The sequence below is a fragment of the Gemmatimonadota bacterium genome, from assembly GCA_016704275.1.
Lineage (GTDB): Bacteria > Gemmatimonadota > Gemmatimonadetes > Gemmatimonadales > GWC2-71-9 > Palsa-1233.
The window spans coordinates 1-14,557 of the sequence record JADJAK010000002.1; the positions used below are offsets into that span (position 1 = coordinate 1).

Annotated in this window: 15 protein-coding genes; 8 read left to right on the plus strand and 7 right to left on the minus strand. The window is 68.2% G+C overall.

The features are described from left to right. Positions 1 to 256: BrnA antitoxin family protein (locus IPG05_03765; GenBank protein ID MBK6494208.1), on the minus strand; the 256-nt coding region annotated here is incomplete at its 3' end. Beyond that, entirely contained in the window at positions 243 to 539 is a 297-nt protein-coding gene (locus IPG05_03770; GenBank protein ID MBK6494209.1) for a BrnT family toxin, read from the minus strand. The genes IPG05_03765 and IPG05_03770, both read right to left, overlap by 14 nt. Before the next feature lie 540 nt (positions 540 to 1,079). On the opposite strand from IPG05_03770, the gene IPG05_03775 reads away from it, so the two are divergent. Further along, entirely contained in the window at positions 1,080 to 1,547 is a 468-nt protein-coding gene (locus IPG05_03775) for a hypothetical protein (GenBank protein ID MBK6494210.1), read from the plus strand. 157 nt (positions 1,548 to 1,704) lie between these two features. Here IPG05_03775 and IPG05_03780 read toward each other — a convergent pair whose 3' ends face one another. The 4 genes from IPG05_03780 to IPG05_03795 form a co-directional block, all read right to left on the minus strand. Beyond that, complete coding sequence (locus IPG05_03780; GenBank protein ID MBK6494211.1) at positions 1,705 to 3,114, minus strand: dipeptidase; 1,410 nt, start codon at positions 3,112 to 3,114, stop codon at positions 1,705 to 1,707. Positions 3,115 to 3,121: 7 nt separating this feature from the next. Continuing rightward, entirely contained in the window at positions 3,122 to 4,480 is a 1,359-nt protein-coding gene (hemG, locus tag IPG05_03785) for a protoporphyrinogen oxidase (GenBank protein MBK6494212.1), read from the minus strand. A gap of 145 nt (positions 4,481 to 4,625) precedes the next feature. After that, positions 4,626 to 5,009, minus strand: a complete 384-nt coding sequence (locus IPG05_03790) for a hypothetical protein (protein MBK6494213.1) — start codon at positions 5,007 to 5,009, stop codon at positions 4,626 to 4,628. After that, positions 5,009 to 7,276 carry a M6 family metalloprotease domain-containing protein gene (locus tag IPG05_03795; GenBank protein MBK6494214.1) on the minus strand — a complete coding sequence of 756 codons (2,268 nt, stop codon included), beginning with the start codon at positions 7,274 to 7,276 and terminating at the stop codon, positions 5,009 to 5,011. The genes IPG05_03790 and IPG05_03795 overlap by 1 nt, the downstream gene beginning before the upstream one ends. Before the next feature lie 111 nt (positions 7,277 to 7,387). Between IPG05_03795 and IPG05_03800 the strand changes: the two genes are divergently transcribed. Genes IPG05_03800 through IPG05_03815 form a run of 4 tightly spaced genes read left to right on the plus strand, consistent with a single transcriptional unit; the run spans position 7,388 to position 11,578 of the window. Then, positions 7,388 to 8,569, plus strand: a complete 1,182-nt coding sequence (locus IPG05_03800) for a pyridoxal phosphate-dependent aminotransferase family protein (GenBank protein ID MBK6494215.1) — start codon at positions 7,388 to 7,390, stop codon at positions 8,567 to 8,569. Continuing rightward, positions 8,467 to 9,705, plus strand: a complete 1,239-nt coding sequence (locus IPG05_03805; protein ID MBK6494216.1) for an N-acetyltransferase — start codon at positions 8,467 to 8,469, stop codon at positions 9,703 to 9,705. The genes IPG05_03800 and IPG05_03805 overlap by 103 nt, the downstream gene beginning before the upstream one ends. Then, positions 9,702 to 10,679 carry an NAD(P)-dependent oxidoreductase gene (locus IPG05_03810; protein MBK6494217.1) on the plus strand — a complete coding sequence of 326 codons (978 nt, stop codon included), beginning with the start codon at positions 9,702 to 9,704 and terminating at the stop codon, positions 10,677 to 10,679. The genes IPG05_03805 and IPG05_03810 overlap by 4 nt, the downstream gene beginning before the upstream one ends. A 32-nt stretch (positions 10,680 to 10,711) precedes the next feature. Further along, positions 10,712 to 11,578 (plus strand): phosphatase PAP2 family protein, encoded by an 867-nt coding sequence (locus tag IPG05_03815; GenBank protein ID MBK6494218.1) that lies wholly within the window; start codon positions 10,712 to 10,714, stop codon positions 11,576 to 11,578. On the opposite strand, the gene IPG05_03820 is transcribed toward IPG05_03815, so the two are convergent. Next, positions 11,565 to 12,023 (minus strand): cupredoxin domain-containing protein, encoded by a 459-nt coding sequence (locus IPG05_03820; GenBank protein ID MBK6494219.1) that lies wholly within the window; start codon positions 12,021 to 12,023, stop codon positions 11,565 to 11,567. The two genes, IPG05_03815 and IPG05_03820, sit on opposite strands and share 14 nt — an antisense overlap. Before the next feature lie 261 nt (positions 12,024 to 12,284). Between IPG05_03820 and IPG05_03825 the strand changes: the two genes are divergently transcribed. From IPG05_03825 to IPG05_03835, 3 genes are all read left to right on the plus strand, one after another. Next, entirely contained in the window at positions 12,285 to 13,001 is a 717-nt protein-coding gene (locus tag IPG05_03825) for a hypothetical protein (GenBank protein ID MBK6494220.1), read from the plus strand. Positions 13,002 to 13,092: 91 nt separating this feature from the next. Further along, positions 13,093 to 13,617 (plus strand): sigma-70 family RNA polymerase sigma factor, encoded by a 525-nt coding sequence (locus tag IPG05_03830; GenBank protein MBK6494221.1) that lies wholly within the window; start codon positions 13,093 to 13,095, stop codon positions 13,615 to 13,617. Then, complete coding sequence (locus IPG05_03835; GenBank protein MBK6494222.1) at positions 13,586 to 14,485, plus strand: hypothetical protein; 900 nt, start codon at positions 13,586 to 13,588, stop codon at positions 14,483 to 14,485. Before IPG05_03830 ends, IPG05_03835 begins: the two co-directional genes overlap by 32 nt. The last annotated feature ends 72 nt before the right edge of the window (positions 14,486 to 14,557 follow it).

Below are 14,557 nucleotides of genomic sequence, written 5' to 3' on the forward strand. Positions count from 1 at the left end.
CGCGCTCCGCCAGGTAGACCTTCATGAGGCTCTGGTACGGGACGTCTTGCTCGTTCGCGAGCCGCTTCAGGTCCGTGAGCAGCGTCTCGGGCAAGCGCATCGAGATGGGGGTGGTCGTGGGCTTCAGGTTGGGGAAGACGACACGACGCGCCTGCGTCCAATCGAAGTACTCCGTCGTATCCGCCGTGGCCCAGAACTTCTGCTCAGCGGCTTCGGTCGCAAACTTCGGGATCGGCTTGAGCTTAGGCTTCGGCATATCGCTGACGCTCCTTCCGGTTCATGTCGCGCGCGGACAGAGGGCGGATCCGGTCGCCCCGCAGGGTGAAGACAATCGCAAGGGTCCGCCCCTCCGCGGTCTGGCCCCACGCGGCCCACCGCTCTTCGACCTTCGAATGCCGAGGGTCCGGGGCAATGAGCAGGGGCTCGTGAAAGAACACCTGCTCGCATTCCCCAGGTGTGACCTGATGGCGCGCCACGACCTTGGGAGCATTGCCGGCGTCCCACTCAAAGCCCGTGCACTGGGCCAATCGGTCAAAGATGTCGGCGGCCACGGTGGATGTATATACCCGGTCTATACGAGGCGCAAGAGTCCGGCGATAGGCCTAACGTGTATTGGACCCGCAGCCCCTGCGGCCCAATCCTGAAGAACGGTAGCGCCTGCAGCCTAATCGGGAAACCTGGCGGCTGGTTTCACCGGTCGAATCGCCGCAGGGGCTTCCAGGTCGCCGGAGAAGCTGCACCCCTGCCAGGAACGACCACCTTCCCCGCCCCGTCAGGCCTCGAATTCCCCGAAGGAAGCGCGATTTCGACCTCCTCGCCTGCAGGGGTGTCGATTTATCCTGCGAAGCGAGGGGCGCTACTGTGGACGCGCTGGGAAGCTGGAGGGCCGAGGACGGTTGCGTTCACGGCCTCACCGACCAAACCACCCGACCACGAACGCCGCGACGTTGGGGAAGGTGGCGGTGATCTGGCACGACAAACGGGGGCGCCCCCGCCTTGCGGCGCGAGCCGGGCGGTGCGATCCTCAGGGGATACGCCATACTGACCGCACCCCCACCACCTTCCGCGAGTCTCGCCCAATGCGCCTTGCCCGACCGACCGTCCTTACCCTGGCCACCCTGCTCGTCACTGCCTGCGGCAGCGACTCCGGCACCAATTCCGGCGATGACAACACCATGTCCGCCACCGTTGCTGGCACGGCCTGGAGCGGCACGCTCGCGGTGCAGGGCACGCACGGCGGCAACGTGCTCGCCGTGAGCGGCACCAACGGCACCTACCAGATCCAGCTGACCATCCCGGGCGTCGCCGCGACCGGCACCTTCAATGTCGGACCCGGCAACCTCGGTGTCGCGCAGCTGGTGCAGGTCACCACCGGCACCCCGGCGTGGACCTCCTCGCTCGTTGGGGGCGCGGGCTCGATCACCGTGACGACGCTGACCGCCACCCGCGCGGCCGGCACCTTTACCTTCACCGCCGCCGCCTCGCCGGGGACCTCCGCCACGGGAACGCGGTCGGTGACGAACGGGTCGTTTGATGTGCAGTTCTGAGGGGTCGTAGGTCGTAAGTCGTAGGTCCTGAACGCCGTCATCCCGAGCGAAGCGAGGGACCTGCGTGGCAGCCATCACGCGGGTCCCTCGTTTCACTCGGGATGACTTACGACTTACGACCTACGACCTACGACCTATGACCTACGACTTCGTCGCCCTACGACTTCTTCTGCATCCCCGCCGCCACCTTCTCCACCTCTCCCATCACCCGCAGCAGGTTCCCGCCCCAGATCTTGGCGATCTGCGCCTCGGTGTAGCCGCGCTTCACCAGTTCCAGCGTGACGTTGAAGGTCTCGCCCGCGTTGCGCCACCCCTCGACACCGCCGCCGCCGTCGAAGTCGGAGGAGATGCCGACATGATCGATGCCGATCAACTTGACGGCGTAGTCGATGTGATCGACGAAGTCGGCGACCGTCGCCGCCGCATCGGCCGGGTAGCGGCGGTTGGTGATGTCTTCCTGCGCGGCGAGGTAGCGGTTCCGCGCCTCGTTCGGCAGCGCCTCGACCTGGGCGGTCACCTGGGCCTGCTGCGTGGCCGTGATCCCGAACTGCTTCCGGAGGTCGGCGATCGCGTCGCGGCGGGCGGCGTCGCGTGCGGCGGCGTCGGCGTTGCACTTCACGTAGCCGTTGAAGGCGACCAGTTGAGCCACGCCACCGTTCTTCGCCAACGCACGCAGTTGCTCGTCGTCGAGGTTGCGGCTGTGGTTGCAGATGGCGCGGACGCCGGAGTGGGACGCGATGATCGGCGCCTTGGTGATCGCCAGCGTCTGCATCATCGATTCCTTCGACGGATGGGAGATGTCGATCATCATCCCGACCCGGTTCATTTCGACGATCACCTCGCGGCCCAGCGGCGAGAGGCCATGGTGCAGCCAGACGCCGTCGCGCTCCCCGGTGTTCGAGTCCGAGAGCTGCGAGTGGCCGTTGTGGGCCAGCGACATGTAGCGGCCACCGAGCGCGTGGAACTTCGCGACGTTGGTGATGTCGGTCCCGATCGAGAAGCCGTTCTCGATCCCGATGAAGATCACCTTCTTCCCTTCCTTGTGGATCCGGCGCGCATCAGCCGCGGTCAGCGCCAGCGCCGCGCGCGTCGGCGCGATTGAATCGACGAGGCGGTGCACCGCGGCGAACTTCTCGAGCGCCTGGGAGTTGGCGCGGGCGAAGCTCGCCGGGGTCAGGTCGGTGGACTGCCCGACGTAGGCGATCAGGAACGCCCCGCCGAGGCCGCCCTTCTCCATCTTGACCAGGTCGACCTGCTGGCGGCCGGGGAGATCGGTCGCGTAGTTGGGCATCCCCACGCGGAACTGCGCCGGCGAGATGTCGACGTGGGTGTCAATTGACAGGACCCGGTCGTGGATGGCGTGGGCCTTGGCCACCATCTTGGCATCCGGAGCCCCGGCGGGCGCCGGAGCGGCCACCGGGGGCGCGCCGGACGCGCACGCGACAGCGACGAACGTCAGCAGGGGCAGGACGGAACGAAAGCGGTTCACGACGGACTCCGGAGGCGAGGGAGACGGCGATGGCGTGGGGGCTGCCCGAAACGTAACGTCCGGCCCGCCACGTAGCATCGGCCGCTCAGGGATGCGCGGCAATGATCCGTTCGGCGGCGCGCAGACCACCCAACATGACTTCGTGCACGGCCAGGCCGGCACGCCAGGCGCCGGTGAACAGTAGTCCGGATCGATCCGCTTCCAACGCCTCGGCCGGTGCGATCCGTGCCGCATGCCCGGACGTGGCAATCGGCAGCGCCGCCCGCCACCGGCGCACCTCGCAGAAGGCCGGCTCACGGGTGACGCCGAGGAGGTCACCCAGCTCCGCACGCGCCATCTCGACGACGGTCGCGTCGGCCATCTCGGCGACCTGCGGTTGACGCATTCCTCCGGCGAAGGCCGTGAGGAGGACGTGGTTGACCGGGACGCGCTCCGGAAAGAGCGTCGAGGGGAAGAGCGCGCCAAGGATCCGGCGCCGCTCGCACGATGGCGCCAGCAGGCCCGAGCCATCGAGGGGGTGGGCGACCCTTTCGCGGGGATACCCCAGCGAGACGGTGACCAGCGACGAATGGGGGATCGTGGCAAGGCTCCGGATCGCCTCGCCGCCGGGGAGATCGAGTGCCAGGGTGGCGAAGGCCGTCGCCGGACAGGCGAAGACCACGCCGTCGACGTCCGTGGAGGTGCCGTCCGCGGTCTGCACGGTGTAGCCGCCGCCTCGCGCCGCGACGCGCACGACGGCGACCCCGGACCGTACCTGTGCCCCGAGCATCATCGCAAGGCGCGCGGTGATCTCCTCTAGACCCAGGCGACACGACCAGAGTCCGCCGCCGAGCACCTCCCCGCGGCGACGCGCCTGGCTGCGCGAGCGCACCGCCCCCTTGAGCACCGAGCCCCCGCGCTGCTCGTACTCGACGAGTTTCGGGAACGCGAAGCGCGCCAGCAGCTGCGTCGGGTCGGCCCCACTGGTACCTGCCACCAGAGGATCGAAGAGTCTGCTCGCGACCTCATCGCCGAAGCGCCGGCGCGCAAAGGCGTCCACCGTCTCCTCCGGATCGTCCCTGCCCTTCGCGACGAAGGGCTCCTTGAGCATCCGCAACCGACCGGCGACCGAGAGGATCGGCGTGGCGACGAGGTCGCCCGGCGACAGGGGGAGCACCTGGGGCACCCCATCGTGGACGATGTAGCGCCGCCTCACCGCGTCTCCCGGGTGCACGATGCGATCGGCAAGGCCGGCGCGGTCGAGCAGGGCGCGCACGTCCCGATCCGGTTCCATGATCGTGTTCGGCCCCGCTTCGGCCAGCCAGCCGTCGCGGCGCACCGTCTCGATCGAGCCGCCCACGCGCGGCGCGGCCTCGAACAACAGCGGCTCGGCGCCAAGTTCCTGCAGACGGCGCGCCGCGACGAGGCCTGCGGCCCCGGCGCCGACGATGGCGATGCGTGCCACCCTCAGCGGCTCCCGAGCGCCGGGACGCTCGAATGCCGCAGCCGACCAGGACGCTCGGAAAGGTCCACGATGCACCCTGTGGGCGTGAGGGGAAGACGGGGGTGATGTCTGGGAATGCCTGCGAAGATAGCGCAGGCTGGTCGCGTCAGGGACGGGTGACGAGCGTGGCCCCCCATTGCGCGGCGTCGAGGAGTGCGAAGGTCGACCCGTCGGCAACCTGCTCGACCCGCACGACATAGCGGCTCGCCAGTGCGCGATCGGGAATCCGCAGCACGGCGATCTCGCCGGTATTGGCCGCCCCCAGCAGGAGCAAGTGGGTTCCGCTGGCGTCGATGGTCATCGCGTCCTCGAGGCCACCGGCGGGCACGACACTGCCCACGACCCCACCACTGACCGTGAGGACGATCGCCCCGGCCGCCGCGCCCGCCGGCGTCGTGAGGTGAATCGCCAGCTCGCCCGGTGTCGGCGGCGGAACGTCGGTCCCACCGCAGCTTGCCAGCAGCACCGTCACGACGACGAGGCGCCGCATCAGCGTACCCCCGCGCCGAGCGCGCGACGGAGTGCCGTCGGCAGGGGCCGGCCCGTGCGCCGCAGCCATGCGAGCAGGTCGCCGACATCGTACCCGCCATTGCGATTGCCGATCACATCGAGATAGAGGCGCTGGTCCGCCGCGAGTGCCGGTCCGCCAAGGATCGCGGCAACCGCCGCGGTCGGATCGACGGCGACGACCTGGACGAAATCCGCGGTCAGGTCATAGGGATGCTGCAGCGTGACGTTCATCGACGCGGCGGGGGTGATGCTGTCGCCCCGCCACCCCAGGAATTCGACCCCCGGCCCGGGCACCGCGTCGAGCCGCAGCGCGACGCCGACATCGAAGAAGGCGCCGGTGCCGACGACCCCGGTGAGCGAGGAGGTCACGACGCCCGGGCCGTTGACGGCCACGCGCACTCGATGCGCCGCGGCAAAATCGGCGAAGAGGGAGTCGGGCGGTCCGGCCCGCGTCACCAGCACCTGGGTCCGTGGCCCGGCGTTGCTCCAGCTCAGCCACCGCAGCGCACTGCGGCCGTCGAGACTCGCCTGAATGGAGTCCGCGGTGATGGTCACCACCTCTCCAGGAGGAAAGACCTCGCGATACGTTTGACTGGCCACCGCGTTGACGCGCACGCGCGCCTGAGCCGCGCGCGACGCGATGACGGTCGGTGCGCGCCGGACGTACCGAAAGCTGACACGCCCCCCGGCCTCGGTGGTGATGCGGTCAATGCGGACCTGCAGCGGCGTGCCATCGGCGCGCGCAGCCTGGGGCGAGGTGGCGAGCCCGAACTCATGATTGGCCGTCGTCCCCGGAAAGGGATCACCGGCATCGCCACGATTCCTGATGCCCGTGATCGGGGAGCGCAACTGATTGAGCCCGTCCGCCTGGACCAGGGCCACACCCTGCGCGACGCCGGTGTTGACCGTGTTGCCGGAGCGACTGTTGGCGACTCGGGCTGCGTCGATTTGCCAGATCAGCAGACCGGGCCCCTTCATCCGACTGAACGCCGGGTTCATCATCGCGGTATCGCTGCCGACCCGCTGCCGATTCTCGAGCAGCAGGTAGGTCGAGGGGTCGGCGGTCGCCCCGTAGTAGACGGTGTCCCCGCTCTGCACCGCCGCCGCCGAGCGCTCGGCGGCACTCGCGAGGGTGTCGATCGTGACCCACCCGAGCTCAGCGAGCGACCACGCCTCGAAGGAGGCCGGCGACCACGGTCGCGCATAATTGCCCGAGCCCATCAGCCCCCATTCGCCGATCCCCTCGGTGTTCGAAGCCGCATCGGTGTCGTAGAGATCGGGGAGGCCGAACGCATGGCCGGTCTCGTGGGCCACGGTGCCGATCGGCATGATCTGTCCGGCCGTGCAGGCCGTGTTGCCGCCGACCGCGCTCTGCAAGGTGTAGGAGTTGACGCGGAGGAAGCTCCCCGGAATGATCGCGCCGCCCGCACCGCGCCGCGGGGTGCGGGTCGTGTACGCCTGCCCGCTGTTCCACCCGGAGATGCGGAAGCGATGGGCCCACAAGCCGCTGCCGCCGCACGCCCCATCGACTCGAGCCTGCAGGAAGGTGACGAAGTCGACAATGCCGTCGTCGTCGCCGGAATTGGGGAGGCCGTCGGGGCCATCGTTGTCGTAGGCATTCCACACGGTGGCACTGTCGCCGCGCAACGAGACGGCGTCGAGGGCCCCGAGGAGAAGATCGGCCATCCGGCTCCGCACTCGGGCCGGACAGGGGCCATTCACGCCGATGCCATTGCAGCCGTCTTCGTAGTACGCGGCGGCACTGTCCAGCGTGACCCAGTCGAAGACCGAACCGTCGAGGGTGATGTGCCCTCGCGACTGGGCCCCGTAGAACGTCTTGAGACTCCACGCCTGCCCCACCGGGGTCGCGGAGAAGAGCACCTGTTGATAGTCAGCCGACGGAAAGGGCTGCGCCACCCCAGGAAATGTCATCGGGATCACCGGCACGAAGTACCCACCCGAGACCTGCATCGAGGCGTCACCCGCGTTCAGGCGCGCCAACGCGCCGTCGCGGAGCAACGCGGCCCGCGTGGCGGCGATTCGCGCCGTGACCCGCCGCCACGCCCCGTCGGGGGCGATGTCGAAACCGCGGACTTCAAACTGCCCGGGCCGGGCACGCGGGTATTGCCCAGCGACCGGGAGGGCCGCGAGCAGGGCAAGGCCGGCCCCGAGGAGAGACCGAAGCCCCCCTCGCCGTCCCGCCCCTGCGGGGCGTCCTTCGCCTTGTCTCGCCCTGCCGTCGGTCATAGCTTTCCCCCTTGGCCCATGACCAACTTAGGCCCCATCCCACTCGAAGTTCCACCCGTAACTCCGCGAGGAACCGTGGCGACTGAGACGCACCCCACGCAGGAGGCCCAGGTGATGCTCTTCGACAAGTGTCGCCAGTTTACCCAGGCCCGCGAGATTCAAGCGGCCGGCCTCTACCCCTATTTCAAGCCGATCTCGGAATCCGAGGACACCGTCGTCACCATCGACGGTCAGAAGCGGATCATGCTTGGCTCGAACAATTACCTGGGGCTGACCCACCACCCGAAGGTGCTCGAGGCCGCCACCAAGGCGCTGCACCGCTACGGTGCCGGCTGCACGGGATCGCGTTTCCTCAACGGCTCCCTCGACCTGCATGAACAGCTCGAAGCGGCGCTGGCCAAGTTTCTCGGCAAGGAATCGGCCCTGGTCTTCTCGACCGGTTACGGCGCGAACCTCGGCCTCATCTCCGGCCTGCTCGGCCGTGGCGAGACCGTCTATCTCGACAAGCTCGACCACGCCTGTATCGTCGACGGCGCCAAGCTTTCGTACGGCGACACGCAGCGCTTCAATCACGGCGACCTCGACCACCTCACCCGCCTGCTCGAGCGCAACACGACCGGCAAGGGCACGATGGTGGTCGTCGACGGTGTCTACTCGATGGAAGGCGACATCGCCGACATTCCGGGGCTGAGCAAGATCTGCAATCGCTTCGGCGCGGCGCTTGTCGTGGACGACGCCCATGCCCTCGGCGTGATCGGCCCGAACGGCGATGGCACCGGTGCCCACTGGGGGATGCAGGACCAGGTCGACATCATCGCCGGCACCTTCTCGAAGTCGCTCGCCTCGGTCGGTGGCTTCGTCGCCGCGGACGAGTCGGTGATCCACTTCCTGAAGCACCATTCGCGGCCGTTCATCTTCACCGCCTCGCTCCCCCCGGCCAACACCGCCGGCGTGCTCGCCGCACTCCAGGTGCTGCAGGACGAGCCCGAGCGGCGCACCACGCTGTGGGCCAACGCCAAGCATCTGGCCGACGGCTTCCGGGCCCTCGGCTTCGAAATCGGCGAGACCGTCACGCCGATCATCCCGGTGCTCATCGGGCCGCTCGAGACCACCTTCGTCTTCTGGCGGAAGCTGTACGACGCCGGCGTCTTCACCAACCCGGTCGTGCCGCCGGCGGTGCCGCCGTCGCAGTGCCGCCTGCGCACCAGCGTGATGGCGACCCACACGCCGGCCCAGATCGACACCGCGCTGGAGGCCTTCGGGCGGATCGGCAAGGAGTTGGGGGTCATCTGAGCACTGCGCCGGTCATCCGGCGAGTCGAGACCGCCAAGGACCTCGCCGCCTTCATCGATCTGCCGTATCGGCTGCACCGGCGGGACCCGAACTGGGTCCCGCCGTTTCGCGCCGAAGTAAAGAAGCTCCTCGACCGCACCAAGAATCCCTTCTTTGCCCACGCCGAGGCCCAGTATTTCCTGGCCGAGCGCGGCGGCGAGGTCGTCGGGCGCGTCGCCGCGATTCACAATCGGCTGCACAACGAAGTGCACCACGACCGCGTCGGCTTCTTCGGCTTCTTCGAGTGCATCAACGACTTCACCGTGGCGGCGCCGCTGCTCGACACCGCGTCGGCGTGGGTGCAATCGCAGGGCCTCGACACCTTGCGCGGGCCGGCGTCCTTCTCCGTCAACGATGAGTGCGGCTTGCTGATCGACGGATTCGACACGCCGAACACGCTGATGATGCCGCACAATCCGCCATACTATCTCACGTTGCTCGAGACGGCGGGGTTCGCGAAGGCCAAGGACCTGATCTGCCTGCAGGCCGGCTCCCTGGAGAATCCGCTGGAGCCGCCCGAGCGCACCGCCCGCGCCGTCGCGCTGCTCACCAAGCGGTACGGCCTCACCATCCGGGCGCTCGACATGAAGCACTTCCAGAAGGAAGTCGAGCTGGTCAAGGTGCTCTACAATGCCTGCTGGGAGAGCAACTGGGGTTTCGTCCCGATGACCGACGCCGAGATCGATGCGCTGGCGGCAGGCTTCAAGCCGGTGGTGATCCCGAACCTGGTCCCGTTCATCGAGAAGGACGGCAAGCCGATCGCCTTCGGCCTCGCCATGCCTGACCTCAATGAAGTGTTGCACGGCAACCACTCGGGCGGGATGTTCCCCGCCTCGCTGACGATGCTCTGGAAGCTCAAGACGAAGCAGATCACGCGGGCGCGCATCCTCCTGCTCGGCGTCGTCCCCGAGTGGCGCGGCAAGGGGATCGACTCGGCCCTCTATCACTGGATCTGGAGCAAGGCCGCGGCGGCGGGGATCGGCTGGGGCGAGGCCGGCTGGCTGCTCGAGGACAACACGGCGATCATCCAGGGCCTGACCAAGACCGGCTTCACCCCGTACAAGACCTACCGGCTGCTCGACCGCCCCGTCACATGAGGGCGCTGGTCACCGGCGCGACCGGCTTCGTGGGTGGGCACCTGATCGATCGCCTGCTCGCGCGCGGGGACACCGTCACCGCGCTGATCCGTTCGCCCGCGAAGGCCGCCGATCTGGCGGCCCGCGGTGTTCGACTCGTGCGCGGTGATCTGGGCGACAAGCCGGCGCTGGCCGAAGCCTCGGCGGCGCAGGACGTCATCTATCACGTGGCGGCGCTCACCGGCGCCGTCGACGAAGCCGAATTCCTCCTCGCCAATCGCGACGGCACCGCCAACGTCGTGCACGCCGCGCGCGCCGATGGCGGGACCGCGCGGATCGTGCTGGTCAGTTCAATGGCCGCGGGTGGGCCGGCCGCGCGGGGGCGTCCCAAGGGCGCCGACGGACTCGACGCCCCGGTCACCATGTACGGCCGGAGCAAGCTCGCCTCGGAATTGGTGTTGCGCGGCGCCGACCTGCCATGGGTGATCCTGCGCCCGCCGACGGTTTACGGCCCGCGCGATCGCGACAATCTCATCACCGTCTTCAAGGCGGCGCGCCTTGGCATCGCCCCGGTCTTTGGCGACGGTTCGATGGAAGTGTCCGTCGTGCATGTCGAGGACCTCGCCGACGCGATCGTGCTCGCCGGCACCGCAGGCGAGGCTCTCCTTGGCAAGACGTACTACGTGAATCATCCGGAGCGGCTCTCCTCGGCGGAGCTCGTCCGCGAGATCGGTCGCACCATGGGCCGCAATGTGACCCTGCTGCCAATCCCCGAATGGGCCGCCCGCGTGGCACTCACGGCCACCGGAGCCTGGGCCGCGGCGCTCCGTCGCAAGACCATCCTCCGCGCCGACAAGGCGAACGAGTTCTTCCAGGCCGCCTGGACGGGCGACGCCGCCCCGTTCATCGCGGCCACCGGCTGGCAGCCACGCTTCGATGCCGCCACCGGACTCGCCCACACTCACGACTGGTATCGCCAGGCAGGCTGGCTCTGACGGCGGCGTGGCCGTGGCGGCGCGTCGACGTGATGGTGGCGAGCTACGGTCTCGTCGTCGCCGCACTCGGCGCCACCCGGCTGACGCAGCGCGGCGTGCCGTGGATCATCGGGGCGCACCTCGGCCTCCCGCTCCTCACCTGGCTGATCACCCGCGCCTCCCACAGTGTCGTGGGGCGCGTCCTGCGCGCGAGCTATCCGGTGGTGCTGCTGGCCGGTCTCTATTCCGCGATCGATGTCATGAACGGTTTCGGCGCCGCCACCACATGGGACGCGCCACTGCAGGCCGCCGATGCATGGCTCTTCCACAGTCAGCCGAGTCGTGATTGGTGGCGCGCCGCGCCGAGCGTGTTCTGGTCCACGCTGCTGCACGGCGTCTACTTCTCCTACTACATCCTGGTCCCGTTGCCGGTCATCGTCTTCCTGGCCCAGCGCCGCCCTGCGGCACTCGAGCGCTACCTCGACGGGCTGATCGCGACCTTTCTGCTCTGTTACGTCACCTATCTGCTGCTGCCGGTGGCGGGACCCTACTATGAGTTCGCGCGGCCAACCGGCGCCTTCGTCGACAACGAGGCGGCGCGGCTTGTCTATGCCACGCTCGCCCGGGGGAGCGCGTTCGGTGCCGCGTTTCCCTCGTCGCATGTTGCCGCGACCGTCGCCGCCACTGTCGGTGCCTGGCTCGGCTCGCGCCGACTCGGCATGGCGATGGCCGTGCCCACCGCGCTGCTGGCCGTCGGCGTGGTCTACTGCCAGATGCACTACGTCGTCGACAGCGCGGCGGGCGTGCTGCTTGGTGTGAGCGTTCCGTTGGTGATGGCGTGGGGGCAACGCAACGCGGGGGCGTCCGATGGACGCCCCCGCGAAGATGGTGCAACCAACGTCCAGCTTACTGGACGGTGATCTTGCCGTGCATGCCCATCGCCATGTGCGGCAGGCAGGTGAACCGGTAATCACCCACCGGCGCGCCGGCGAAATTGATCGTGATCTCTTCGCCCGTGTTCAGCAGCGCCGACGCCAGCGGACCCTGCTTGTTCAGGATCGCCGCATCGATGACCGCCGCCGCGCCGGCCGGGATGCTGTCGGCATGGAACTGGACGTTGTGCAGGCCGCCCGAGACGCTCTTGAACGTCACGGCATCGCCGGCCTTGATGGTCAGTTCGGCCGGCGAGAACTTGAACGTCGTGCCGTCCTGGATCATCTCGACCACGTGGGTGGTGCCCGTCACGGCCGCCGTCGTCGGTGCGGTCGCTTCCGGAGTCTCGGTCGACTCCGCCCCTTCCTTCTTCTCTCCACCGCAGGCCGCGAGCACCAGGGCCACTGCAGCAATCATCGCAGGAACGCGCATTGTTCGTCTTGCCTCATCCCTGGTGTGTGATGTATGCGTCGATGCTGCCCCCCGGCAGCGCCGGCTCCCGGCCACCAGGATCACGGGAAGGCGGAAGGATAACGCCATGGCCGTCGATCCTCTAGGCAAGGGGAACCCGCCGCTGGCGATTCCGTCCGGCTCCGCTACTTTCCGCCCGGTCACCAGCCCCCCCAGCACCTCTCGCCACGGATTGTCATGCCGCTCCCTCCATGTAGATCGGTTGGTGGACATTGCCGGTCGTTGAAGCTCACCATTCGGGTTGCGGCCATCGAAGGGGACGAGGACCACGACGCCACTTGGCTCTTTGGCCACACCCAGCGCATCGACTTCGGGAAGACCTTCGTCGACGACGAAGAGCTCTGGGTCGACGCTGATGTGCATGTCCCCTGTCGCCATCTGGAACAGCTGGAGAACGGCTCCGTCCGGTGTGGCGGCTATGGCTACACCGGAAAAGTCGCCATCCCGAAGCGGCCCCCTGCCCCGCGCCGCCTCGGCGGAGACCAGTTCAAGATCGTCGACAATCATCGCCTGGTCACCCGGACGCTGAAGGCGCCGCACCGCATGCTGCCGGTGCTCGAGCACGACCTCGCCCCGGACCTGAACCCATGCGCCGAGGCGCCTTGCCGCACCGCCGACCACACCCGCAAGGCGGCCTGCTGTCGAGACCTGCATGTGGATATCCGGTGCACGCCGAAGCAGACTCGACTTGAGCTCCTCCTCAGGAACCGGAAGTCTCCCTACCTGTGCAAGGTGGAGCGTGAGGACGACCAGCTGCTCAACGCGGAGATCATTTCGGCCTGTACCTACTTGCTGGAGGACGGGCTACATTGTGATCTGCATGGGCGGCTCCGGGCCGACGGCCGCCCCGCCAAGCCGCTGATGTGTTCACACTGGCCTGAAAAGAGGACAGGTCTCCATCCGGGGTGCGCCTTCCGAAACCGACGGATACCGCTGTAAGTCGTTGCAGGACAATCGCTTGCGTTGATGTGTGCAAGATGGCGCGTGGCGTGCGTCTTCTATGTGGCGTCTCTCGCCCCCTGGAGGACCAATGGCATTCGATCTTGAAGGTCTCTACCGCACCACCTATGACTCCGTTGTCCGCTTCCTGTACCGCAAGGTGTGGGATGCCGATCGTGCCGAGGATCTTGCGCAGGAAGTCTTCATGCGCGCCCTGCACCACCAGCCCGAAAAGCCGCGTTCCTGGGTCTTCGCCGTTGCCGCCAATATTGCGCGCGACGAGGCTCGCTCGGCGATTCGCCGCCGGAAGCACCTGGTCCTGCTGACGCACGAACCGATCGCCTCGCCCTCGGTGGGCAAGGAAGTCGAGGAGCGAATGGATTCGGAGGCGCAGCAGGCCGAGGTGCAGCGCGCCCTGGCCACGCTCTCGCCGCGAGATCGCGAGGTCCTGTTGCTGTGGGATGCCGGATTGTCCTATCCTGAAATTGCGGAACAGACTGGGCTGGCGGTCGGCGCCGTGGGCACGACCCTCGCCCGCGCCCGCAAGCGTCTGGTGGCTGCCCACGACATGCTGGAGGAATCCGATGAGCAGGTGCGCTCGTCCGCACGTGCCTGAGGAGGAGTTCCACGCCTGGCTGGACGGTGCCCTCTCCAAGGTGCAGTCAGCCGAGATCGCGGAACATCTGCTTGGATGCCTGATCTGCCGTGCAGCGTACTCCGAGGCTGTGGCGACGCGTGACCGCGCCACCGCCATCCTCGCCTTCGCTGCCCCTCTGGGCCACCGTCGGGCGCTGCCGATGGTCCAGCATACCTCGCGGCGCCGGCAGTCCGGTATCGCGGCGGCGGTAGGCGTGTTGATGCTCGGTGGCTGGCTCGCGAATCAACCCGCGACCCTCGCCCTCCCGACACCGCGCCTCTCGACGATGGCCTTCGTGGCGCCGGCGATGCACGCCTCCTTCCTGGAGAACGCGGCGCTGCAGGGCACCGCCAACCGTTCGCGGAGCGAGCGACTTGCCGTCGAGGCCACCCTGCGGCCGCAGATGGTCCGTCCGGCCGCCGCCGGCCGGGGCATGGTCGCGCTGGCCCCGGTGGCCGACGTGGACCCCGCCATCAGCTGGGAAGCGATCAGCTGGGACGAGGCGCTGACCGCTGCCGGTGGCTCCCTCGCGCGCCTCGACGGCCTCCCGGTGACCGGCGTCCGGCTGCAGCGGAACGGGGTCGGTATCCGGCCGACGTTCTTCGTGAAGCAGCGGCTGCCCGACGGGCGCGCCGTCTGGGTCATCGAAGGCCCCGAGGATCGCGTGGAGCCGGTGCACGCGGCCGTGGAAGCCTCCGGGCTCTCCTCCTCGGTCGCCCTCCGGACCAAGCCGGACTACGTCACCAGTGGCGAGTCGACGATCCGCACGCTCCGGTTGGTGACCATCTCCGCCGCACTGCCAAAGGACTCGGTCGATGCGTTGACGGCGAAGTTGAGGCTGGAGTAAGTCGTAAGTCGTAAGTCGTAGGTCGTAGGTCGTAGGGACAACGAAGAAGGCCGGCATCCCATTGAGATGCCG